General features: G+C 42.8%; 21 protein-coding genes. 8 read left to right on the top strand and 13 right to left on the bottom strand.

Features of this window, described 5'->3' with window-relative positions; translation table 11 throughout:
* Window positions 1-66 precede the first annotated feature (66 nt).
* Window positions 67-1,491 carry a PLP-dependent aminotransferase family protein gene (locus NST24_RS02260; protein WP_342462259.1) on the top strand — a complete coding sequence of 475 codons (1,425 nt, stop codon included), beginning with the start codon at window positions 67-69 and terminating at the stop codon, window positions 1,489-1,491.
* Window positions 1,492-1,557: 66 nt separating this feature from the next.
* Here NST24_RS02260 and NST24_RS02255 read toward each other — a convergent pair whose 3' ends face one another.
* Window positions 1,558-2,289 (bottom strand): LysR family transcriptional regulator, encoded by a 732-nt coding sequence (locus tag NST24_RS02255; protein ID WP_342462258.1) that lies wholly within the window; start codon window positions 2,287-2,289, stop codon window positions 1,558-1,560.
* A gap of 99 nt (window positions 2,290-2,388) precedes the next feature.
* Here NST24_RS02255 and NST24_RS02250 point away from each other — a divergent pair, with 99 nt between their 5' ends.
* Window positions 2,389-2,940, top strand: coding sequence for a DUF4865 family protein (locus tag NST24_RS02250; protein WP_342462257.1), 552 nt, complete (start codon window positions 2,389-2,391; stop codon window positions 2,938-2,940).
* Between the two features lie 81 nt (window positions 2,941-3,021).
* Here the strand turns inward: NST24_RS02250 and NST24_RS02245 are convergent, their stop codons facing one another.
* Window positions 3,022-3,333 (bottom strand): metalloregulator ArsR/SmtB family transcription factor, encoded by a 312-nt coding sequence (locus NST24_RS02245; protein WP_342462256.1) that lies wholly within the window; start codon window positions 3,331-3,333, stop codon window positions 3,022-3,024.
* Window positions 3,334-3,456: 123 nt separating this feature from the next.
* Here NST24_RS02245 and NST24_RS02240 point away from each other — a divergent pair, with 123 nt between their 5' ends.
* The 5 genes from NST24_RS02240 (at window position 3,457) to NST24_RS02220 (ending at window position 8,835) form a co-directional block, all read left to right on the top strand.
* Window positions 3,457-3,831, top strand: coding sequence for a hypothetical protein (locus tag NST24_RS02240; protein ID WP_274660787.1), 375 nt, complete (start codon window positions 3,457-3,459; stop codon window positions 3,829-3,831).
* A 138-nt stretch (window positions 3,832-3,969) separates the two neighbouring features.
* Entirely contained in the window at window positions 3,970-4,836 is an 867-nt protein-coding gene (locus NST24_RS02235) for a TetR/AcrR family transcriptional regulator (protein WP_008347242.1), read from the top strand.
* A gap of 16 nt (window positions 4,837-4,852) precedes the next feature.
* The gene (locus tag NST24_RS02230; protein WP_047946163.1) at window positions 4,853-6,286 is read left to right on the top strand and encodes an MDR family MFS transporter; all 1,434 of its coding nucleotides are present in this window, start codon (window positions 4,853-4,855) and stop codon (window positions 6,284-6,286) included.
* 174 nt (window positions 6,287-6,460) lie between these two features.
* Complete coding sequence (locus tag NST24_RS02225; protein WP_017358521.1) at window positions 6,461-7,837, top strand: aspartate kinase; 1,377 nt, start codon at window positions 6,461-6,463, stop codon at window positions 7,835-7,837.
* Between the two features lie 152 nt (window positions 7,838-7,989).
* Entirely contained in the window at window positions 7,990-8,835 is an 846-nt protein-coding gene (locus NST24_RS02220; RefSeq protein WP_024720194.1) for a GAF domain-containing protein, read from the top strand.
* Between the two features lie 186 nt (window positions 8,836-9,021).
* Here NST24_RS02220 and NST24_RS02215 read toward each other — a convergent pair whose 3' ends face one another.
* From NST24_RS02215 to NST24_RS02165, 11 genes are all read right to left on the bottom strand, one after another.
* Window positions 9,022-10,449, bottom strand: coding sequence for a HAMP domain-containing sensor histidine kinase (locus NST24_RS02215; protein WP_096881003.1), 1,428 nt, complete (start codon window positions 10,447-10,449; stop codon window positions 9,022-9,024).
* Entirely contained in the window at window positions 10,439-11,134 is a 696-nt protein-coding gene (locus NST24_RS02210) for a response regulator transcription factor (RefSeq protein ID WP_024720193.1), read from the bottom strand. The genes NST24_RS02215 and NST24_RS02210 overlap by 11 nt, the downstream gene beginning before the upstream one ends.
* A gap of 369 nt (window positions 11,135-11,503) precedes the next feature.
* A complete protein-coding gene (locus tag NST24_RS02205; RefSeq protein WP_058336813.1) occupies window positions 11,504-12,052 on the bottom strand; it encodes a GNAT family N-acetyltransferase in 549 nt (182 codons plus the stop codon).
* Between the two features lie 256 nt (window positions 12,053-12,308).
* Window positions 12,309-13,643 carry an MmgE/PrpD family protein gene (locus tag NST24_RS02200; RefSeq protein WP_342462255.1) on the bottom strand — a complete coding sequence of 445 codons (1,335 nt, stop codon included), beginning with the start codon at window positions 13,641-13,643 and terminating at the stop codon, window positions 12,309-12,311.
* Window positions 13,634-14,791, bottom strand: a complete 1,158-nt coding sequence (locus NST24_RS02195; RefSeq protein WP_342462254.1) for an amidohydrolase — start codon at window positions 14,789-14,791, stop codon at window positions 13,634-13,636. Before NST24_RS02195 ends, NST24_RS02200 begins: the two co-directional genes overlap by 10 nt.
* A gap of 33 nt (window positions 14,792-14,824) precedes the next feature.
* The gene (locus tag NST24_RS02190) at window positions 14,825-15,571 is read right to left on the bottom strand and encodes an amino acid ABC transporter ATP-binding protein (protein ID WP_007498162.1); all 747 of its coding nucleotides are present in this window, start codon (window positions 15,569-15,571) and stop codon (window positions 14,825-14,827) included.
* 12 nt (window positions 15,572-15,583) lie between these two features.
* Window positions 15,584-16,258, bottom strand: a complete 675-nt coding sequence (locus NST24_RS02185; protein ID WP_007498163.1) for an amino acid ABC transporter permease — start codon at window positions 16,256-16,258, stop codon at window positions 15,584-15,586.
* A 24-nt stretch (window positions 16,259-16,282) separates the two neighbouring features.
* Window positions 16,283-17,077 (bottom strand): amino acid ABC transporter substrate-binding protein, encoded by a 795-nt coding sequence (locus tag NST24_RS02180; protein WP_008347268.1) that lies wholly within the window; start codon window positions 17,075-17,077, stop codon window positions 16,283-16,285.
* Window positions 17,078-17,099: 22 nt separating this feature from the next.
* Window positions 17,100-17,603, bottom strand: a complete 504-nt coding sequence (locus NST24_RS02175) for a GNAT family N-acetyltransferase (protein WP_024720188.1) — start codon at window positions 17,601-17,603, stop codon at window positions 17,100-17,102.
* A gap of 17 nt (window positions 17,604-17,620) precedes the next feature.
* Window positions 17,621-18,946: an LLM class flavin-dependent oxidoreductase gene (locus tag NST24_RS02170; RefSeq protein WP_268418395.1), complete on the bottom strand. Its 1,326-nt coding sequence runs from the start codon at window positions 18,944-18,946 to the stop codon at window positions 17,621-17,623.
* A gap of 198 nt (window positions 18,947-19,144) precedes the next feature.
* Window positions 19,145-20,929 carry a right-handed parallel beta-helix repeat-containing protein gene (locus NST24_RS02165; protein ID WP_039166244.1) on the bottom strand — a complete coding sequence of 595 codons (1,785 nt, stop codon included), beginning with the start codon at window positions 20,927-20,929 and terminating at the stop codon, window positions 19,145-19,147.
* Window positions 20,930-21,192: 263 nt separating this feature from the next.
* Here NST24_RS02165 and NST24_RS02160 point away from each other — a divergent pair, with 263 nt between their 5' ends.
* Window positions 21,193-22,686: a peptide MFS transporter gene (locus NST24_RS02160; RefSeq protein ID WP_039166246.1), complete on the top strand. Its 1,494-nt coding sequence runs from the start codon at window positions 21,193-21,195 to the stop codon at window positions 22,684-22,686.
* Window positions 22,687-22,710: the final 24 nt, after the last annotated feature.

Below are 22,710 nucleotides of genomic sequence, written 5' to 3'. Positions count from 1 at the left end.
TTTTTGGTATGATAGAAAGTACCAATATCATTTTTTTCATGGTACCAGAGAGGATGGAATGACGAGATGCTGACAATTCAACTAGATCAAACAGGGGAAAACGGGTTTATTTATCATCAAATTTACACGAAAATTAAAGAGGAAATTTTAAACCGCAACCTGCAACCACACGATCAATTACCGTCTAAACGAGAGTTAGCAGATACTTTAAACGTCAGCGTCAATTCAGTGAATGGCGCCTATCAGCAGCTGCTTGCCGAGGGATATTTATATTCAGTTGAACGGAAAGGCTTTTTTGTGGAATCACTGGAAACATTTCATGAATCAGGTCAACTGAAACCCTCTTCCCTTCCAGCGGATTTAAAAGAGAATCCGATTGAGCGAGATGACTGGTATTCCTTTTCACATATTTCTGTTGATACAGCCAATTTTCCTTTTAAAAGCTGGCTGAAAAGTGAACAAAAGGCGATCAGTCTCCACCAAGAAGCATTTGGTGAGCTGCCGCACCCACAAGGCGTATATGAGCTACGGGAAACGATTGCCCGGCTGATTGGACTTGCACGAGGGGTCAAATGCTACCCTGAACAGCTCATTTTAAGTGCGGGTACACAATCACTCATTCATTCGTTATCTAGCATCCTTCCAGCTGATCAAATATATGGATTAGAAAACCCCGGCTATCGCAGACTGTATCAAATGCTGAAAAACAATCATCACCGGATTGAAACGATTGGCATTGATCGAAAAGGGGTGCGGATGAGCGATATTCAGAAGAAAGAGCCAAATGTCTTGATCATTACGCCTTCTCATCAGTTCCCAACAGGGGTGATCATGCCGATTTCCCGGCGGATACAGCTGTTAAACTGGGCGGCTGATCAGCCAGACCGCTATATCATTGAGGACGATTATGACAGTGAATTTAAGTATGGCACAGACAGCATACCGGCGCTGCAGAGCCTTGATCGATATGACAAAGTCATTTATATGGGGACCTTTTCGAAATCATTGCTGCCCGGCTTGAGGATCAGCTACATGGTGCTGCCGCAGCATTTATTAAGACGCTATAAAGAAGAACAGCACTTTTTTATTCAAACGGCCAATCTTTTTACACAATACACCCTTCTTTATTTTATAAAAGATGGCACCTATCAGCGGCATATTAAAAGAATGAATGGGCTATATGAGGAAAAACGAAAACAGCTCATTGGAGAGCTCGACACTGTCTTTCGTGACAACGTACGGATTATCGGGGAAAATGCAGGGCTTCATTTTATCGCAGAATTCCGCTCAGATCGTACGCAACATGAGATTTTACAGCGAGCGAAAGAAAGAAAGCTGAAAATGTACGGGATGGACCGTTTTACCCTTGATGAGCATGTGCCTGGTCACAAAGAAGGCTTTGTCCCGCTCGTCCTCGGTTTCTCGCATATGCGGCCAGAGGATATTAAGCCAGCGGTGAAACGCCTGTATGACTCGATTTATGGGAAATGAAACAGCTCATGTAGATGAATCGTGGCGCTCCTTTGACGGGACTAAACCCATAGAGGAGTGTTACGATCACATTCTTTCATAAACGTAATAGTTGATGTGAATATTTTTTTCTAGCAATTTTACGAGTGTTTGAAGGCTTTTTAAGTTGGTTGGCAGTAACGCAATACCATCTCCCTGTTCAACGATTTTGATCATTCCTTCAAACGAATCTAACTCAAATAGGGTTCGATCACCCAGCATACGTCTGGCCTCATGTCTTAATGGGCAAAGCTGATCACGATTCACGACCAATGAAATATTATCATCGTATATTTCTTTAGATTTTCCATATACGTTCAATGCCAAGCTCTTTACCTCTTTTAATTGATATTCCGCTTTTTCCATTTGATTAAAAGAAATAATTTGATCATACACATCCTCTGTTAACTTTTTGTTGATCGTACTTGATGAAGCAATGATAAAATCAGTGGCTTGAATATCCTCTAAAACATGCTGCTCGTATAAAACGTTAAATAGAAGCTCAGAGCATAAAACGGTCTTTTTCTTTGAAGTCAATTTTTGTTGAATGGCCTTCGTTTCTTTTACGATTTTTTGAGCGTATTGATAAAATAAATCCCCCTGTCCTGTTGAACTGATTCCATGATGATGCCGGATAAAAAATGTTGCATCATATAAAGTTTCAAGCGCTTTGATTCTTTGTGAAATATTGGATTGCGCATACCCTAAAGCTTTAGCCGCTTGATTAATCGATTCCTTTTGATACACCTCTATAAAAATAATCAAATCATTTATATTCATCATGATCACCTATCACATTTTGTGATAACAATAACACAAATATGTATTATTCAACTGGTTTGAAGTCCATTATGATGGCTATTGAAAGGGAGTGTTTCTATGCATGCCATGCAATATCATGTGGATCTGCCTGCGGATTATGATATGACTATCATTAGAAAAAGAGTACGAAACAATGGATGGAAAACAGATGGATATCAGGATTTATTATTTAAAGCTTATTTGATCACTGAAAAAGACAAACATAGGAGTTTACACAACGGCTATTGCCCATTGTATATTTGGAAACAATCTGAGGGGATGACGGATTTTGTGTTTAAGGGGTCATTTGATCAGATTTTACGTTCTTTTGGCTGGAAACAAATCAATATTGGCATCACGTATTCCGTTCATTTAACAGATGATTTTCATCGTAGCACATTCGTTCTTGAAGAGTATGTGACAATTCATCCTACTGATTGCCTGGAAAACCTAGATATCGCCCATCTCTTTTCCCATTTTAACGACAATAAGGGGGAAGTCATCGTATATAACCCCGATAAATGGAAATGCGTCAAATATTCTTTTCTAGACTCATTGCCAGTGAATATAGAGAAGCAAATTCACACTTATGAGATTGTCCATCTGTCTATGGATCATTCAATGGCCTAATTCCGTTTTACACGAGACGCATCACAAATCCCCAAGGTTACAATGCTTTGGGGATTTGTCATTTGTTGATGCAAGATTCTCTTACCACCGCTCCTTGCCTACAGCTAATACGGATGACAAGAGGCCTGGAAAAGCGGTATCAATGTCGTCCTTTCTGAGAGAGTAGTAACGGTGCTTCCCGTCAATTCTCACTTTCACGATGCCTGCTTCTCTTAGTACTTTAAAGTGATGCGACAGCGTGGACTTGGCAATGTTCATATGATACGTACCGCATGTTCTCTCACCCGCTTCTGCTAAGCAGCGGACAATCTCCAGCCGAACAGGGTCAGCCAATGCTTGCAGCACAGAAATGAGTCTCATGTTTTCTTGGGTTGGATGATTTGGATTATTCATACGATAAATGTATCGTATTTTGTTCTAACATACAATCTCGTTACTCGCCTATGACATTGTAACGCGACAACCTTTGGAAACGACTATGACTCATAGACACTATTTTGAAGGGAAGAACCTTATTTGACACGTACAATATGGACTTGCTTATTCATGCTCTTATTGGCAACGAGCTTATGCGCCTGCCAATCTGTTCAGCAATTTGAGTCAAAACCACCTAGTGCAGAAGAGTTATTAGCTCTCGATCCACAGGCAGATTTATTTCAATGGGAAGAAACGATCTATGAAACAAACATAGATTGGACAAAATCATTAAATGTAACAAAACATCAGCAAGTAGGTGTGATTCAGAAAACAGCTGCCGAACATTTTAATCACGGCACAGCTTCCAAGTTGAAAAAAGGGACAGCGATTTACTCTGTAAAGGAGCGAGAAGACCTTTTAATCGCCGAACTTAACGGACAGATCATCATATATGCCGCACATGCGGAAGGATAAAATACCTGTCATCAGATAGGTGTTTTTTTAAGTTTCTTTTCTTGTCATGTGCCATTGGTTTTGTTATCATAGCAAAAGTGACCACTCGGTTTCCATTGTGACCATATGGTTTTGCCGATTCGGAAAGGACTTATGAAGATGAACGAAAAGCAAGAAGAGATTTTGCGGGTGTCGAAGAAATTATTTTCTCAAAAAGGCTATATGAGTGTCTCCATGCAGTCAATTGCTGATGCCTGTAAAATATCAAAAGCGTCTATTTATAAACTGTTTGATTCAAAGGAAGCTCTTCTATTGGAACTGATTAAATACAATCAGCGCAAAATGAGAGAGATTTCTCAGATCATTCATTCCGAAACGACGCTGTCCAAAAAGGAAAAATTCACAAAAAAGATTAAGCTTGAGCTTGAAGAGTTTAAAGAGAATCATAAATTTTTGAATATGCTGTCCTTTGAAGCTTTTTCACAGCATTCGCCCATCGTCATTAAGCATTTACGTGAGACACGCTCCATTATCATGCAGCGACACAGAGACATCATTTTAAGCACATATGGTGAATCTGTTGCGCCTTATGTGTGGGATCTTGTGATTGTCCTCAACGGATTAATGAGAGAATTCATCTTGATGTTGGCGATCGAGCACAAGAACATCCAATTAGAAAATGCCGCCGAAATGATCATCGGTGTGATGGATCGTGTATCAATAAAGCCTTGCTCCATTGAGCCTGTGCTAACAGATCAGCTGATGGACTCTTATTTGCTTTCCACACAGGAAGAATATGATGAAGAAAAGCTTGTCATCTCGTACTTAACAAAAATAAAACAAGAGCTTCACACACTATCAAACGGAGAAGAAAAGGACGATCTCCTCTCTGCGTTTGAACTGCTGAGTCAAGAACTGTCAAAGGACCAACCGAGAACCTTTTTAATCAGCTCATTGCTTGATTATTTAGGCAAACACAGCGTTTTATCTCAAAACGTGTCACAGCTGAAAAGCATTATTTTATAGATAAAGAAGGGATAATATGAACCAATCAACAACATCGTATAACCGGTCTGTGATTGTTGGGATTTTCCTCGTTGGGGCGTTCGTTGCGATCTTAAACCAAACGCTTCTCATTCCAGCGATCCCGCATATCATGGAAGAGTTCAATATTGATGTCAGTAAAGGCCAATGGCTGACCACAGCCTTTATGCTGACAAACGGGATTCTCATCCCAATTACGGCCTTTTTAATTGAGAAATTTTCAAGCCGTTCCTTAGTCTTAACGGCTCTTAGCATTTTTACAGCAGGTACCATTCTTGCTTCGTTCGCCACGAATTTCCCGGTGCTTCTTGCAGCACGTATCGTGCAGGCAGCCGGCGCAGGAATTTTGATGCCGCTCATGCAAACGATCTTTTTAACCATTTTCCCAAAAGAAAAACGCGGGCAAGCCATGGGTATGGTCGGACTAGTGATTTCATTCGCACCGGCGCTTGGACCAACACTTGGCGGCTGGATTGTCGATTCCTTTAGCTGGAAGTTCTTATTCTATATTGTTCTTCCAATCGGTATTATTGATCTCATTCTTGCTTTCTTCTTAATGAAAAATGTCACACAGCAAAGAGACACTCGTATCGATGTCTTATCGGTAATCCTGTCTTCCTTCGGATTTGGCGGACTGCTGTACGGATTTTCAAGTGTCGGAACGTATGGCTGGACGAGTGCGACCGTTCTGATTTCACTCATTGTCGGCGCTGTGAGCTTGTTCTTCTTTATCCTGCGTCAGTCGAATTTGAAAAGACCGATGCTTGAGTTTGGCGTCTTTAAGTTTGCGATCTTTAGCTTAACGACCTTCCTCGGTATGCTCGTCTTTGCCTTACTAATTGGAACAGAGACGATTTTGCCGCTCTATACGCAGAATGTCAGAGGGTTATCTGCCCTTGATACAGGGCTGATCTTATTGCCAGGGGCTCTCTTTATGGGATTCCTATCACCGATTATCGGACGAATTTTTGACAAAGTAGGCGGTAAAGGGCTGGCTCTAGGCGGGTTTACGATATTAGCTGTCACTTCCCTGCCATTTATGATGCTGAGCCTTGATTCATCGATTACCCTCATTACAGTGGCCTACACGCTTCGCTTAATCGGGGTTGGGATGATCATGATGCCGCTGACAACAGCAGGTATTAACTCGTTACCACCGCATTTGATTCCGCACGGGACAGCAATGAATAATACGATGAGACAAATGGGCGGCTCTATCGGGACGGCTGTGCTTGTCTCCATTATGAGCAGCTCTGCTGCCAATGCAGCATTATCCGATCCAATGAAGTCAGCCGTTCATGGCATGAATACGTCATTTATCGTGTCTGGTGCTATTGCGGTCATTGGACTCGTCCTTTCATTCTTCTTAAAAGAAAAACGTGAAAACAAAGTGATGAAGCAGGAGCTATCTTCTTCGTCCTCTTCTTCATAAAGACAAAGAGCTCGGCATAACGCCGGCTCTTTTTTCATCTATTCACACATAACGTCCTCCCCAAAAATACATTTGTTCATTCAGAGAAGAAAAACCTTGATAATTTGAAGAAAAGAGTTGATAATAGAAACTATTCAATTTGTGAGAAAATTTTTACTATAGGAGATGTATGCATTGAAGGTCGTTAAATTTGGTGGCAGTTCTCTTGCTTCTGGCAAGCAGCTGCAAAAGGTATTTGACATTGTCACAGCAGATCCAGCTCGAAAAGCAGTCGTTGTTTCCGCACCAGGAAAACGGCATTCAACGGATACGAAGGTCACCGATCTATTAATTAGTTGCGGTGAACAATATTTACGTTTAGGTGAAGCACACGATTTACAAGAAGCTGTCATCGAGCGATATGCCTCGATTGCGGATGAGCTGGGATTAGGTCAAGACATTATTGACACCATCCGGCAAGATGTAAACACGTTATTACAGGCTGATTCTTCTCATCCTGAGCGGTATCTTGATGCGATTAAAGCAAGCGGTGAAGATAATAACGCAAAGCTGATTGCAGCCTACTTTCAGCATCAAGGCGTCGAAGCGCACTATGTGAATCCAAAAGAAGCCGGTCTATTTGTCAGCGACGAGCCTGGTCAAGCGCAAGTCCTTCCAGAATCGTATGATCATTTGTACAAATTAAGAGAACGCTCTGGCATTATTGTGTTTCCTGGCTTTTTCGGTTTTAGTCTAGCGGGTGATATCGTCACTTTTTCCCGTAGTGGATCAGACATTACCGGTTCCATTTTGGCAAATGGACTAAAGGCAGATGTGTATGAAAACTTTACGGATGTGGATGCAGTCTACGCCGTCAATCCAACGATCGTTCATGAGCCAAAGGAAATCACAGAGCTGACGTATCGAGAAATGCGTGAATTGTCCTATGCGGGTTTTTCTGTATTTCATGATGAGGCACTTATTCCAGCCTTTCGGGCAGGCATTCCTGTTCAGATTAAGAACACCAATAATCCAACTGCAAAAGGCACAAAAATTGTAAATCAACGGGATCATACGAATGGCCCTGTTGTGGGAATCGCGTCAGACAATGGATTTTGCAGTATTTATATCTCTAAGTATTTGATGAACCGAGAAGTGGGCTTTGGACGTAAGGTGTTGCAAACGTTAGAGGAATATGGACTTACGTATGAACACGTGCCTTCTGGCATTGATGATATGACCATTATTTTAAGGCAGGATCAGCTGGAGGAGCAGCAGATTGAACAAGAGCTTTTAGACCGATTAAAGCTTGTGCTTGATGCAGATGAAGTGGTTTTAGAGCGGAACCTCTCGCTTATTATGGTCGTAGGAGAAGCGATGCGTCATAATGTTGGTACAACAGCAAGAGCGGCAAAAGCGCTGTCAAAAGCCAAAGTGAATATTGAAATGATCAACCAAGGCTCTTCAGAGGTGAGCATGATGTTTGGCGTCAAAGCGGCTCAAGAAAAAGAAGCCGTTCAAGCCTTATATGAGGAATTTTTCTCTATGTCCACGGTGCCTGTCTCCATTTAATCAGCAGACTGTCAGATCTCCGGATCGGCAGTCTTTTTGATCTCACACGATTTGCGCATTAAAGTATATCTATTTCTCGTTTGATTTTGTATGATAGAGACAAATCAACTATTGTTCCGGCCATTGATCGGAGCTACAAGGAGTCCTAATCCATGCCTCGTCAACAACTATTAAAACAGTTTCGCAATTTTCATGATGCTTCTACAAGTATTTTAAACATGATGAGTCAATTCATTCATATGAATACACTGTTTATTGCTAAAAATGATCAAAACACCAATCAGATTGTGAAGGTGCTAAATCATGACGAGCAGCTTCTTGAAGAAGGAGAAGAAAATCCTTACGAGAAGACATTTTGCAAGCTGGCGGTCGATCATCGCGATACGCTGTTGATCCCTGATATCCGCTTGGACGAGCGTTCAAAAAACTTAGACGTCACGAAACAGCTGCAAGGCGGCTCATTTATTGGGGTTCCCATCGATTTTACTGATGGTACGAACTATGGAACAATTTGCGGACTTGACCTAAGGCCGCAGCAATTTACAGAAGAGCATGTTCATATGTTTGAAACGATGGCATCTTTGTTGAGTTACGTCTTAGAACTCGACCAGGCCAATCGGCAGATTCAGCAATTATCTGTACCGATCGTACCTGTTGTTGACGGTGTCGCCGTGCTCCCTCTTCTTGGTGATATCGAAGAGACACGTGCGCAGCATATTTTAGAAACCATTTTACAGGAAAGCTACAGGCTGTCGCTCTCTCATTTGGTCATTGATGTTTCAGGGACAAAACGACTCAATGAACAAAGCATTCAATACTTGGTCAGCTATGCGCAAACGTTAAGACTGTTAGGCATCTCAGCTGTTTTAACAGGAATTAAGCAAGACCTTGCGCTGAGTGCGATTCAATCGAATATTTCATTTAAAGACATCACCATTCGTAAGGATTTACCGCAGGCACTTGCTCATATCGGCTTAACGTTCTCCAAAACAGAATAAGTGATGATACACCAAAAAGGGCTAAACGGAGTTTAGCCCTTTTTCTTCTTTTCAGCGTGATAGAAAACCTTTGCAGTCTAGGAAAGACGAGTACCGGCGCGGAGCGAATGTCACATTCGTGAGCACCGGCACGCAGGACTGACACCGAATGCGAGGGTTTGTCTACACGCTGAGGCTAAACAGAGTTTAGCCCTTTTCCTGTGGTAGCGGCAATCGAATGATAAATGTTGTTCCCTTATGTTTTTCACTTTTTAAATCGATATGTCCGTCGTGCAAGTCCACAAGCTGCTTGACAATCGACAGGCCAAGTCCGTATTCTCCATATGGTGTATTCGTTCTCGAAATATCCGCTTTATAAAAACGTTCCCAAATGTGTTTGACTTCTTCAGGTGCAATGCCGATTCCCGTGTCTTCTACTTCAATGATCGTTTCCCCGTTCTCTTCTTTCCCTCTCAAAGAAATACGGCCGCCTTCTGTAAATTGGATGGCGTTCTTTGTGATGTTGACGAGGATTTGAATGAGCCGGTCATAATCTGCGTATACCTTTTGTTCAGGGTGAACCTCTACCATGAGCTGATTGTTTTTCTCTTCAGCCATTCGGCTCAGCTGCTCCTTAATCACTTCAAACGTATCAATGAGTGGATAGTGAAATTTTTGAAGGGTGATTTGATTCGACCTGATTTTCTCATAATCCATATTTTCATTGACGAGACGCAACATTCTTTTTGTTTCATCAGTGATGAGCGCATAGCATTTCTCTTTCTCTTCTGCCGGCACATCCGCAGTATTCAACCATTCGACCAATCCTCGAATGGTCGTCAGCGGTGTTTTCAATTCGTGAGACACATCCGCAATGAATTGGCGTCTCCGTTTTTCAAGCCGGTCAATTTCCTCTCTTGACCGTTGAAGACGATTGGCCATCATATTAAAATCCTCACCTAGTGTGCCAATTTCATCAAGGTGTTTGTTTTCAAGATGAATGTTGTAGTCACCATGCGCAATTTTCTCAGTTGCCTCTCTCAATTTTTTGATACGATTCACATGGAACTTCGACAGAAACAGACTAAGAATAAAGGTAATCGTCAATGCCACAAACACGATGATATATAAATACCGGTTCATTTGAGCAATCAGCTCTTCTGCTCCTTGAATAGGAGCTATGAGCACCACCCCGCCCTTCAGCTTTCCGTCTTCCATGACAGGAAGTGCCACAAGTGATGCTTCTTGATCAAGCCGGCGCGAATCACTTCGCTTGACAATGATTTCTTCTCCTTTTGCAAGCTTGGCCCACAAATCTTTTGTGAGTAACGCTTCATGCGGTGGCATCTCTTGCTGCTGAGACAGCACAGTCCCTTTTTCATCAAAGACGAAAAAACGGATTTGTCTTGTCGAAAGAATGTCTTCAAATGGACGCAAACGGAAGTTCATCTCGGCTTTCGACAGTTGTTTAAAATTCTCCAAAATTTCATTCCCATACGAACTCATTTCGTCTACCCTATTTTGATAGGCAATATCTTTTACAAAATGAGACATGAGGGTGCTGATAATAATGATGGCAATGAGCAATAACCCAAGGTGACTAATCAGCAACTGGTAAAAATATTTAATCTTCATCGAACTTATACCCTACGCCCCATACTGTATACAGAAAGGGCTTAGGTCCGTCTCCGATTTTTTGGCGCAATCGTTTAATATGAACATCAACTGTTCGTTCATCACCATAAAATTGGTATCCCCAAATTTGCTCAAGCAATTGTTCTCGTGAAAATACTTGCCGAGGATGCTGTATAAAAAAGCACAGCAGATCGTATTCCTTTGGCGTTAAATTTTCGATCCGTTTCCCCTCTAGAAACACTTCTCTCGTTTTTTTATCTAACTGAAAATGTTCGGTCTCTAGCCGTTCATCCTCTTTCGCTCCTTCTTGAGTAGATGTTGTTTGAGCAAAACGTCGTTTCACTGCTTTGATTCTTGCCATTAAGGTGAGCGGACTAAAGGGTTTTGTCACATAATCATCTGCCCCAAGATCGAAGCCCAGCACCTGATCAGATTCCGTTTCCTTTGCTGTCAGCATAATAATCGGAACATCACTGATCTGGCGTACTTTTTGACAAATGGTCAGACCATCCATTGAAGGAAGCATGACATCTAAGATGAGCAGATCCCAATCCTCCTCTTGCTTAAATCGATTCAATCCTTCTAATCCATCATGGACGAATTCCGCTTGAAATCCTTCTCGTTGAAAAAACATATCCGTCATTGTACAAACACTCTGGTTATCTTCAATCATTAATATTTTCATCATCAGCCTCCGCTGTTGCCTTTGTTTTTCTTTATGTAGCTTTATTTTACATGTTCCTTCTCAAATCTCAATTGGATTGATACGATTTCATGAACTTATCATGCTTTGGTCATCTTTTATTCATACTTTTTAATGGAGTTGACATTTTGGGGAATCACATTGTTCTTTTTTAATATAGTAGAATGGAAAAATGAAGGAATTGTAGAGGATAGTCTAAGATGAGGACAGTGTCATTTACGTTCTTTCAGATGAAGAAGTCTCCCATGTAGTAAAAGAATGAAATGACACGCTTCCTGATCGTTATAAATGGTCTATATAAAACAGTTTGGAACTGGTCATGCATATCGAGGGCGGTGTGTCCTAACGAAGCTAATTGTGATTTTCTATAAGGCACCCCATTTCGATGCGAATTTCCTTTTTCTTTATATCTTCATTTGAATAAGAGTTGACATTTAATCCAATCAGTTGAAAGCCATTTTTCAAATAAAACTGGATAGCTGGAAAATTGGAAGATTGGGTTTCTAATACAATCATTCTAACTCTCAATTCACGAGCTCGTTTTTGTGCCATTTTAATGAAAGTGCTGCCAATACCTTTTCTTTTAAATTGTTTATCCACATATAAATCATGAATGAGTAATGTATTATTCCATTTCATGTGTTGAATGACTATAATTCCAGTTTCTTCACCATTCATCTCTGACACGTAAACCTCTGAACCCTCTTTATATGGATCGAAAATCTCCTCTTTTAAATTTTTTTTAACTGGCGCTTCAAATACTTCTTCTGTAAGGGAGATGTTCCAACCATTGTGACTGGTTTCCATATGAATTTCATAGTATTTTTCAGATGTATATTGATAATATACTTGTTTTCCTTTAGGATAATTTTTTTGATAGATACGACGAATCGTTAACATTTCATACTCCCTTCATATCAATGATTTAAATCTTTAAACGTACTACTAAATTCGTCGATTTGCGATTTAATACCTTTAAAAATACACCTAAAAGATAAAACTCGTTTTGCCTCTGTCATAGAATAGGGTCGTTTTTAAATGTGATTGTTGTAGATCAATTGTTCACCTGACGAAGTTTGACGTCATAGAGTGTATTCACTCTTATAAGAATAAGGACATTTAAAAAGCTCATCTCCAAAGATGAGCTTTTTTCATATCACACGAGCAACTTCAGATAAGCAGCGTCATTCCCCTCTTCAACCGCCTGTAAAAGCTGCTTTGCCTGTGATGTGCTGGTGACGCTGCTTAACTTTTGTATGATGTCTTCTGTCGATAACGCACAGCCTGGTGCTCCCCGAGGGATATCGACCCGTTTGCTGATGGTGGACCCGTCAGATAAGTTGAGCTTTACAATCGTAAAACGTCCTTTTGGCACTGCGTCTGGATGGGGTTCTATCGTTTGATCATATACTCTATTTACCCGCTTCATCCATGTCCGCAGCTCTGGTGAAATGGCTTTTTTCGTAAAAGCATCCAGTGATAAAGGTTGTCCAAACACCGCTAGTGCGATGACATACTCGACACTAAATCGTCCCTCTTCTCCCGTCAAAGGTGTCCGCTCCGTGAGTGCGGCATCTCCGCCAGGCGGAAACATGACGTCGACCTGTTCGATCTTCTCCTGTAAGGAAGAGTGTTCTTGTACTAATGATTCGATCGCATCGGCTGCATGATGCGCCGCTGAACAGAACGGATACACTTTAAACCATAGACCTGGCGACACGATACGCCACGCAGTGCCATAGTCCTCTAGCAGACGTCTTTCCGCTAGTTTCTGATCCCCATAGAGAGAAAAGAAGCCCAGCTCTCCATCCAGAAGCGATTCACTCCCGCCAAAACCTGAACAAGCTAAATCCATGGACCATACGGCGGTTTGAGCGGCGAGGCCAGCTTGTAATGGTTTCATATCAGCCCCAAACTGCTTTCGCATTCCAGCTGATTGCGCACCTGCAAAGCCGATCGCTTTCGCCAGCTCTTTCTGTGAAACTTGTTTCAAATAACCAATCGCACAGACTGCTGCAATGGCTCCGAGCGTCCCCGTATTGTGCCAGCCCCGCTCATAATGCGCCTTGCCAATGGATTCCCCAAGCCTTGCCATCACTTCAACACCTGTGATGTAGGCACTTAAAAATCGATCACCATATGCCTCCCCGTCTGTTAGCTGGGAAAGCAAGGCCGGAATGATCACCGCACTTGGGTGTCCTCTCACATCAGAATGCACATCATCATAATCAAGGGCGTGAATCAGGTAGCCATTTAGCATGGCTGCGGATTGACGGCTGACCTTCTTCCCTTGTCCAATGACGGGAATTTGAGCCGCGCCGCCTTCTTGTTCCACCAGCGCCATGAGTTTCTGAATCCCTTCATCCTCTTTTGCAGCAAGCGCTGCTGCCGCAGCGTCTAACAGACCGTTTCGAGCCATTTGAACGGCCTGTTGATCTTGCAACGGATCAGCAGAGAGCACTGCCTCTGCGAGCTGTTTCGTTAGTTCCATGATCTTGACTCCAATGCCCGAACCGCAAGCTCGGCAAAGAAGGCAGCAGCAACAGGGAGTGCGTCTTCATTTAACGTAAAGGCAGGGTGATGCCATTCCTCGGTACCGCTCGTCCCCATCCAGACGAAAAAGCCTGGAATGTGCTCTTGGTAAAGGGCAAAGTCTTCTCCGCCTGGTGACTGTTCTGCCTCCACTACTGCGAGATCAAGCGCTCCTGCCGTTTCTTCCACAACCTTTGTCATACGCTCGTCATTCATCACAGAAGGCAAATACGGATGCCATTTCACATCTGCCTTTGCGCCAAATCCTTCAGCGATACCGCTCACGATTTGTTTCATGAGATCTGGAATCATCGCTCTCACTTCAGGTTCAAACGTCCGAACGGTTCCTTCCATCTCGACGCGATCAGGTATTACATTCCATGATGTGCCGCCTTGAATACGTGTGATGCTGACAACCGCATGATGCAAAGAACTAATGCGGCGGCTGACAATTTGCTGTAGGGCGCTTGTGATCTGACCGCTGATGGCAATCGGATCAATTGTGTGATTTGGAATTCCAGCATGACCACCCGTTCCTTGAATGTCGATTTCAAACCGATCGACACTCGCCATTAACGCTTTTTCTCTTATCCCGATGGTGCCAACTGGCAGGTTAGGTTTATTGTGCATACCAAATATCGCATCCACTCCATTTAAGACGCCTGCCTCTATGACGTGTTTCGCTCCTTGCGCCACTTCCTCAGCCGGCTGGAACAAAATGCGGACTGTTCCCTTGAGCTCATGTTTCCGTTCGTTTAATAGGACGGCCGCACCAAAAATCGAAGCGGTATGGAAATCATGACCGCATGCATGCATTTTCCCCTGTATCTTTGAAGAAAATGGTTCGCCAGATGCTTCTTCAATTGGAAGTGCGTCAATATCGGCTCTCAGAGCAATCGTTGGTCCCTCTTGTTCTCCTTTGATTTCACAAACGACCCCGGTTTGAAGATCTGGGAAATCGAGCACTGTGATCCCTTCCTCTTCTAACCAGCCTCGTAGTTTTTTTGTCGTTTCATATTCTTCAAATGCCAGCTCTGGATGCTCATGAAGCGCTCGGCGTATGTTAATTAAACGTTTGTTTAAAGATTTATTTCCTAATGATTTCACTGATACTCACCCCTCTAAAGAGTAAAAAGCAGCTTATGCTTCTTCAGCCGCTGCTTCTTTTTGGATAAATCGTTTTGTTCGTTCATTCTTCGTTTCGTCAAATAGTTCGGTTGGCGTTCCCTGCTCAATGATATGACCATCTGCCATAAAAATCACATGATCTGCTACTTCTCTTGCAAACGCCATTTCATGTGTCACGATGATCATCGTTGTTTCTTGAATGGCAATGGATTTAATGACTTGAAGCACACCTGAGACAAGTTCTGGATCGAGTGCTGATGTTGGTTCATCCAGCAAAATCGCATGTGGATCGACCGCTAACGCACGGGCAATGCCAATCCGCTGCTGCTGACCGCCGGATAGTGTAACCGGGTAGCTGTCAGCTTTTTGTTCTAGCCCTACTTGTTTCAATAGCTTCATACCGATTTCATTTGCCTGCTGTTTTGTCATTTTTTTCGTCACAAGCAGTGACTCTGTAATGTTTTGCAGGGCTGTTTTGTTTTTGAATAAATTATAGTTTTGAAACACCATGGCCGTTTGCTGACGCAGGTGATGGGCTTCTTTACGTGTATATTTAGACGCATTCAGCTTCGCATCGCCAATTTCAATCGTACCTTCATCTGGCGTTTCTAATAGATTTAGACAGCGCAGCAATGTTGATTTACCGGAGCCAGAAGGTCCGATAATGGCCACAACCTGCCCTTTTTGCACGTCAAGATTAATTCCGTCTAAGACGACAAGGTCGCCGAATGATTTTTTCAAATTGGTGAGCTTGATCATGTCCACACCTCCTTAATTCCGGTAAGGTTTGCTGATTTTTCGTTCAAATAGGTCTTGTAGGAAACTATAAATGATGGTGAGCACCCAATACACAATGCCAACCGCTAAATACGTTTCAAAGTACTTATAATTGGCCGATGCAATCATTTTCCCTTGCGCAAACATTTCTGCCACCCCAATGGTAAAGGCAAGCGATGTTTCTTTTAAAAGTCCAATAAAGGTATTCCCCGTCGCTGGAATGGCATTTCTGACGGCCTGCGGGAAAATAATTCTGACGTAAGACTGCCATCTTGTCATGCCGACAGATAAGCAGGCCTCAAGCTGCCCTTCATCCACTGAATTAAGAGCCGCTCTAAAAATTTCTGCTAAGTACGCTGAGTTTTTAATACTTAAACCGATAATGACCGCTGTTAAGGCATCCATTGAGGTCATCGCAGGGAATAGCTGCGGAAGACCAAAATAAATGAGAAAGAGCTGAACCAAAGTTGGAACCGCTCTGAAAAAAGAAATATACAGCTTGGCAAATTGGTATAAGACAGGTATCCGGTTTTTCGTTATAAGCGCGAATACCACACCAATGATAATGGCAAATACCATGGAGACAATCGCCATGAAGATCGTTATCGGCAAGTATTGAATCAAGGTTGGAAAAACCGTCACCATATACTGCCAATCAATGTGATTCATGTCTGCTTTTCACCGCCGCTGTTGTTATTTTTTAATTGGAACTGTGACATCGTCTTTGAAATATTTCTCAGACAATTTCTTCAGTGTTCCGTCTTCTCTTAATTCTTTGATCGCTTTATTAAATTCTTCTCTTAGCTTGTCGTGCTTTTCATCTTTGGCAAATGGGTAGCCGACTTCTTCATATACGATTGGGTTGCCGACGATTTTGAGTGGAAGTCCTGTTTTTTCAATTTGAGCTAACAAGACACTGCGTCCGTTGACGTAAGCATCTACACGGCCATTTGCGACTTCATTTAAGACACCGTCTTGTGTTTCATATGTTTTGATGTTGATTTTCTTGTCTGGGTCTTTGCTCTCTAGGTTTTTGGCATGGTTTGAGCCAAGAACAGCCGCCACCGTTTTTCCTTTTAAGTCGTCAAGTCCTTTAATGTCCTTGTTGTCCTTCTTGACAATGATTTGTGTTCCTGCGTATGCATACGTATCTGTAAAGTTGAACGTTTGTTTACGCTCATCTGTAATCGCAACTTGGTTTGATACGGTATCCAGCTTACCAGATGTCAGCTGGCCCATCAGTCCGCTGAATTCACTCAGCTGCCAGTCTAGTTTGTAGCCTAGCTTTTTCGCAATAGCTTCTGTGACCTCGACATCAAATCCTACTAGTTTGCCGTTTTCTTTATAAGCAAATGGATAGCTTTGGCCTGTAGCGCCCACTTTAAGCACTTTCTCGTCTTTGCCTTCACTCTGATTACCCCCGCCGCATGCTGCTAACACCGCAAGCATTGCCGCAAATAAAACAACTAGCCACTTTTTGTTTTTCATGTTCGTACACCCTTCTTTCCTCTTATGGTTGTGTAATATCTGATCTTAATTGTTTTTTAAAATAAATGGTGATATGGCCTTTGCCTAGATCCTTTTCACCTGCTCTGACATAGCCTTTACGCTCATACATGTCCATGAGCCACGGATGCTTATCAGCTGTCCCAAGAGAGACAAACGGTACCTTTAGTGTGTCCCTTAGCACTTCCGTTTCAACCCACTCAAGCAAGGCTGAGCCTGTGCCTTTTTTTGCCGCTGGTTCTGAAGCAAACCACCAAATATGCGGAACGCCGAATGGTCCTGGCTGTTCTCCCCACGGCATACGGAGTGATAAGGTGGAGAGAAGCTCTCCGTTTTCTTCCATTACATAGCAAAGGTTCTTTTGTACATTTTTCTGAACGAGGGCGACATCTGCATGTGCTGCTTGGAACTGAATGCCGAGCTCACGAATCGGCTCGTAGGCTCTTGTTGTCAGTTCAAGCAGCGCTTCTATATCATCCTCAGTTGCCAGACGAAACGTATATCCCAACGTTAGTCACCTCACCTTTATGTCGTGTAGCGATTTTTTGGCTGTTTTAATCCGAGATTTTCTCGTAAAGTTTGTCCTGTGTATTCTGTTTTGAACAGGCCTCTTTCCTGAAGGACCGGAACGACGCGGTCTACGAAGGCATCAAGTCCTTCTGGCAATAATGGCGGCATCACGTTAAAACCGTCGGCTGCTTCCTCAACGAGCCATGTCTCCATCACATCTGCTAGCTGCTCTGGTGTTCCAATGAAGATATGGTGCCCACGGGACCCTGCAACAGATTGGTAGAGCTGGCGAATGGTCAGGTTGTCCTTTCTCGCCATATTCATCACAAGGTCAAAGCGGCTTTTCACGGCATTTGACGCGCTTGGATCAATCTCTGGAAGCGGTCCGTCTAGTGGATACTGGGAAAGATCAATACCCCCTAAGTAGTTTTGTAAAATGCTAAGGCCGATCTCTGGAACAATCAGCTCTTGTAATTCTTCATACTTCGCTTTTGCCTCTTCTACTGTATCGGCAATGATTGGGAAGATGCCCGGCATGATACTGACATCCTCTCTAGCTCGCCCAGCAGCCTCTACTTTTCCCTTCAAGCTTTGGTAAAATTCCTTCGCTTTGTCGAGATCGTTTTGTGCCGTAAAAATAAGCTCAGCCGTTTTAGCCGCAAGCTTTTGACCATCTTCAGAAGATCCTGCTTGAATGATCACTGGCTGTCCTTGCGGGGTGCGTGATACGTTAAGCGGTCCCCGTACAGAGAAGAATTCACCTTTGTGCTGCAGCTCATGAAGCTTACTAGACTCAAAGAATTCTCCTGTTTCTTGGTTTCTGATAAGTGCGTCCTCTTCCCAAGAATCCCACAGACCTTTGACGACATCGACGAATTCTTCAGCTCGTTCGTATCGTTTGTGGTGCGCTAAATGCTCTTCTCCGCTAAAATTTTTCGCTGTTTCTTCAATAGAAGATGTGACCACATTCCATGCTGCTCGTCCGCCTGATAAATGATCGAGTGAGGCAAACTGTCTCGCAATATGGAATGGCTCACTATATGTAGTTGATGCTGTTGCTGCTAAACCAATTGTTGAGGTAGACTCTGCAATCGAAGAAAGCAGGGTGAGCGGTTCAAATCTTGTTAATACATTTGGATGAGATGTATGATTAATTGATAAGCTGTCGGCTAAAAAGAGCAAATCCAGCTTCCCTTCCTCGGCCTTTTTCGCTAATTGTTTAAAGTAATCAAGATTCATGGCTGCGTCTGGTACTGCTTTCGGATGTCTCCAAGAGGCGACATGATGTCCAGTTCCCGCGATGAATACGCCTAGCTTGAGCTTCCGTTTCGGCTGTGACACTTGTTCTTCATCCTTTCTATATCTTCCTTGTATCAAGTGATTATTTTACAAGATACATTTTTCTGATTGAATTAATCGGTTTTATCCATAAAAAAAGGGCAAATGTTGTGAAAAATGAAAAATAATTATTACTATATGCCCTTTTTACATGATTGTCAACCGCCTTCTAAACCTCCAAAAAAAGGGATTTACAGGCGGTTACGGTGGATCAATTTCAATATTTCCGATGAGCCGGTCCGTGGAGTGCGTCATCAATTGACTGCGCTCTAGTACGTTATGGGCAATCACCGAATGAGTGGAAGATGTGGTGCGGACGGCAATCGCTTTTTGAGGAGAGAGATTAATGATGTTATTCCGCAGCACACGTGCTGAGACAACCTCATCAAGAAAAACGGCTGTCGGCTGTCCGATTGAACGATTTAAATAAAAGCGGTTATCACCAATTTGGGGTGAGCCATTTTTAATATACATCACCACATATAAGGACGTTTCTTCAAAGGAATTGTCTTTAATCTCTAAAGGAGCGGTCGTATTGCTGTAGACGGCATAGTTTTGATAGTGCTTAAAACGATTCTGCCATATGAAAGCCTTTGCATTTCCTGTCACGCTGATTGTATACGAAGATGCGAGCTGTGAATGTCCTTCTTGAATAAAGTGATTGCCGTTGATCCCCGCTTCTCCCTCCTGCACCCATATCCCTCGGCTGAATTCCTTGAATTGATTATGCTGAATTAAGATATTCGTTCCTCTGACCATCGCCGCATCGATGACAGAGTAGACGGTATTGTTTGAAAAGACAATGCTGTCTGATTGATAAATACGCAGCGATGTACTTCTAAGCCGTGTGTTTGTCCCTGACTCAATATGGTTTCCTTCTATTAAAATACGATTGGCCATATAGACAGACACAGCCGCATCTTCAAAAAGACTGATTTTATTACCTGTGATGTGCACGCTGTCTCCCCTCACATCAATACCCTTTTCAAACCCTTCAATCATATTGCCAATAATGATCACATTGTTTTCCGATTGATCAAGCGGCACACCTAAGCTCGTAATCCCTGCTTTTGTCACGCCCCCTCTCACTGCACGAATCAAATTATTCGCAATGATCATTTCAGTGGCGAAGCCATAGGAGATACTGCTGTCCGTTTGATTGCCTTCAATGATCACACCATAGCCGTTGAAATTATAGATAGAGCTGGCTGCGCCGCCTCTGACTATGTTGTTTCGAATTTGAATATTCAGCGGTTCCTCCAAGTTGGTCGCATTTTCTCCGTATCCTTCAATATCAATGCCCATTTTTGGCTCGACCCCGTTTACCCCTGCCCTTTCAAGCAAACAGTCTTCCACAATGACACCATCACAGCCTGTAATAGAAATATTGTTTCGCCTTGAGTCAGTGATGGTGCAGCCAGAAATATGAATAGACGAAGCAGGCGAGTACGATTCGATATGGGTCAATAAACCGTGCGGACTGACAATGATGCCGTCTCCCGTACAATTGTTGATTTGAACACGATCGATATTCACATGGGAAGCACCTTCAATACACACCCCGAAGCCCCATTCATGTGTTTTTCTTTCTGGCGGGAGTGCCTTGTACACATGCTCATCACGGTCGCCTTCAATCCGCCCGCCCCGAATGGTCACATGCTCTACCTCTCCTATATAAAAGGCTGCATATCCCCACGAATCATTTGGTTTCACTTTGATGACGGCATCTGATGCCATCTCAATACAAATATGACTTGGCACTCGTATGCCGGCATGACGAAAAGGAAAAAATTGATCCCCCCTGTACACCGCATCTATTAGATACGTTCCACTCGGCAACCAGACGTGGGAGTAGCCCTGTGCTTTTGTCCATTCCAGGCATTCGTTCAGTTTCGCTGTACAGTCCGTTTTCCCGTCAGCAATCACGCCAAAGTCTAATACATTGACAATGGGTTTCTTCAGATCAGATTCATTTACATCCCCCAATGAAAACCCCTCCTTTTTACACATGTCCTCTTGTCATCCTATGCATGTGGGAAAGGTTTGCTTGTACGATATTTCAAATTTTATATAAATTCTTCTGGAATAACTTTCCGATGATTTTCACTTGAGCGAATTTTTCATCTTTTTGAGTCTTTACGCCTATTGAACTAACATTTTCCTGTTTTAGAATAGTTTTATATTGACACAAGAACTATACAAGAATATCATTTTTCTCATATCTCTTTTTTTAAGAAAGGATCTATGCCATGTCTACAATTGACCACGATAAAATTGTTAAAAGTGTTCCTCAAAAAGGGTTTTTTGGACATCCTAAAGGACTTTACACACTGTTTTTCACTGAATTTTGGGAGCGTTTTTCTTATTATGGCATGCGTGCACTGCTTATTTATTATATGTACACAGAGGTGACAAAAGGCGGTCTTGGCTTCGACCAGACAACCGCTAATTCGATCATGTCTGTCTATGGTGCGCTTGTCTACATGTCAGGCATTATTGGCGGATGGCTTGCCGACCGGGTATTTGGTTCGTCCAGTACGGTCTTTTATGGCGGGGTATTCATTATGCTTGGTCATGTCATTTTGGCACTACCTAGCGGTGCAACAGCGCTCTTTATTAGTATGGGGCTGATTATTATTGGGACAGGCCTCCTAAAGCCAAACGTGTCAAACATAGTCGGTGACCTATATACAAAAACAGACCCTCGCAGGGATTCTGGATTCAGTATTTTCTATATGGGGATCAACATGGGTGGTTTTATCGCCCCATTAATTGTCGGAACACTCGGTCAAAAAGTGAATTTCCACCTTGGTTTCTCACTCGCTGCCGTTGGTATGCTTGTTGGACTGATTACGTTTGTCATCACGAAAAAGCCGAATCTTGGACTTGCCGGCACTTATGTCACAAATCCACTATCAGCTGCTGAACGCAAGAACTTCAAAATTTTCGGTACATTGATCGTGATTGTACTTGCTGTTTTTGCTGTCATCGGTATTCAAACAGGAGCGCTCACGATTAATCTATTCACTTGGTTTGTCAGTGTCCTTGGTGTGCTGATTCCAATTGTTTATTTTATTGTGATGTATTTTAGTAAAAAAACGAGTGCAGTGGAGCAGTCGAGGGTACTCGCTTATATTCCATTGTTCCTAGCTGCGGTGATGTTCTGGGCCATTCAAGAACAAGGCTCAAATATTTTAGCCACATATGCAGATCAGCGAACAAACTTGAATTTCCTTGGCATGACATTAGCCTCTTCTTGGTTCCAATCATTGAACCCAATCTTTATTGTGCTCCTGTCACCAGTATTTGCTTGGTTATGGGTCAGACTCGGTAAGAAACAGCCGTCTACCCCGATTAAATTCTCACTTGGCCTTCTGTTCGCAGGATTATCCTTTATCATCATGATCATTCCTGCCTACATGTCTGGACCACATACACTTGTAAGCCCACTATGGCTCGTTCTAAGCTTCTTCCTTGTCGTCATCGGAGAGCTTTGCTTATCACCAGTTGGGCTTTCAGCCACAACAAAACTGGCACCTGCTGCCTTCTCAGCGCAAACGATGAGCCTTTGGTTCCTTTCAAATGCAATGGCACAAGCCATTAATGCACAAGTGGTCAAGCTGTTTGATAAAGTGCCAGAAACCGTTTATTTCGGGATCATCGGTATGCTCGCCATCATTTTATGTGGTGTCATGCTCCTGCTTACACCGGTGATTAAGAAAGCGATGAAAGGCGTGCATTAATAAAAAACTGGACATGAGTATGAG

Source organism: Bacillus sp. FSL R5-0286 (assembly GCF_038593245.1).
GTDB classification, from domain to species: domain Bacteria; phylum Bacillota; class Bacilli; order Bacillales; family Bacillaceae; genus Bacillus; species Bacillus altitudinis.
Note: the sequence above shows the minus strand (reverse complement) of the source record. Positions and strands in the feature narration are given on the sequence as shown.

What these genes read in the sequence shown, in the direction of transcription:
- NST24_RS02180 (WP_008347268.1), bottom strand. Translation starts at nt 17,077, where the DNA reads ATGAAAAACAAAAAGTGGCTAGTTGTTTTATTTGCGGCAATGCTTGCG.
- NST24_RS02205 (WP_058336813.1), bottom strand. Translation starts at nt 12,052, where the DNA reads ATGTTAACGATTCGTCGTATCTATCAAAAAAATTATCCTAAAGGAAAA.
- NST24_RS02245 (WP_342462256.1), bottom strand. Translation starts at nt 3,333, where the DNA reads ATGAATAATCCAAATCATCCAACCCAAGAAAACATGAGACTCATTTCT.
- NST24_RS02255 (WP_342462258.1), bottom strand. Translation starts at nt 2,289, where the DNA reads ATGAATATAAATGATTTGATTATTTTTATAGAGGTGTATCAAAAGGAA.
- NST24_RS02260 (WP_342462259.1), top strand. Translation starts at nt 67, where the DNA reads ATGCTGACAATTCAACTAGATCAAACAGGGGAAAACGGGTTTATTTAT.
- NST24_RS02160 (WP_039166246.1), top strand. Translation starts at nt 21,193, where the DNA reads ATGTCTACAATTGACCACGATAAAATTGTTAAAAGTGTTCCTCAAAAA.
- NST24_RS02250 (WP_342462257.1), top strand. Translation starts at nt 2,389, where the DNA reads ATGCATGCCATGCAATATCATGTGGATCTGCCTGCGGATTATGATATG.
- NST24_RS02235 (WP_008347242.1), top strand. Translation starts at nt 3,970, where the DNA reads ATGAACGAAAAGCAAGAAGAGATTTTGCGGGTGTCGAAGAAATTATTT.
- NST24_RS02220 (WP_024720194.1), top strand. Translation starts at nt 7,990, where the DNA reads ATGCCTCGTCAACAACTATTAAAACAGTTTCGCAATTTTCATGATGCT.
- NST24_RS02210 (WP_024720193.1), bottom strand. Translation starts at nt 11,134, where the DNA reads ATGAAAATATTAATGATTGAAGATAACCAGAGTGTTTGTACAATGACG.
- NST24_RS02185 (WP_007498163.1), bottom strand. Translation starts at nt 16,258, where the DNA reads ATGAATCACATTGATTGGCAGTATATGGTGACGGTTTTTCCAACCTTG.
- NST24_RS02200 (WP_342462255.1), bottom strand. Translation starts at nt 13,643, where the DNA reads ATGGAACTAACGAAACAGCTCGCAGAGGCAGTGCTCTCTGCTGATCCG.
- NST24_RS02190 (WP_007498162.1), bottom strand. Translation starts at nt 15,571, where the DNA reads ATGATCAAGCTCACCAATTTGAAAAAATCATTCGGCGACCTTGTCGTC.
- NST24_RS02215 (WP_096881003.1), bottom strand. Translation starts at nt 10,449, where the DNA reads ATGAAGATTAAATATTTTTACCAGTTGCTGATTAGTCACCTTGGGTTA.
- NST24_RS02230 (WP_047946163.1), top strand. Translation starts at nt 4,853, where the DNA reads ATGAACCAATCAACAACATCGTATAACCGGTCTGTGATTGTTGGGATT.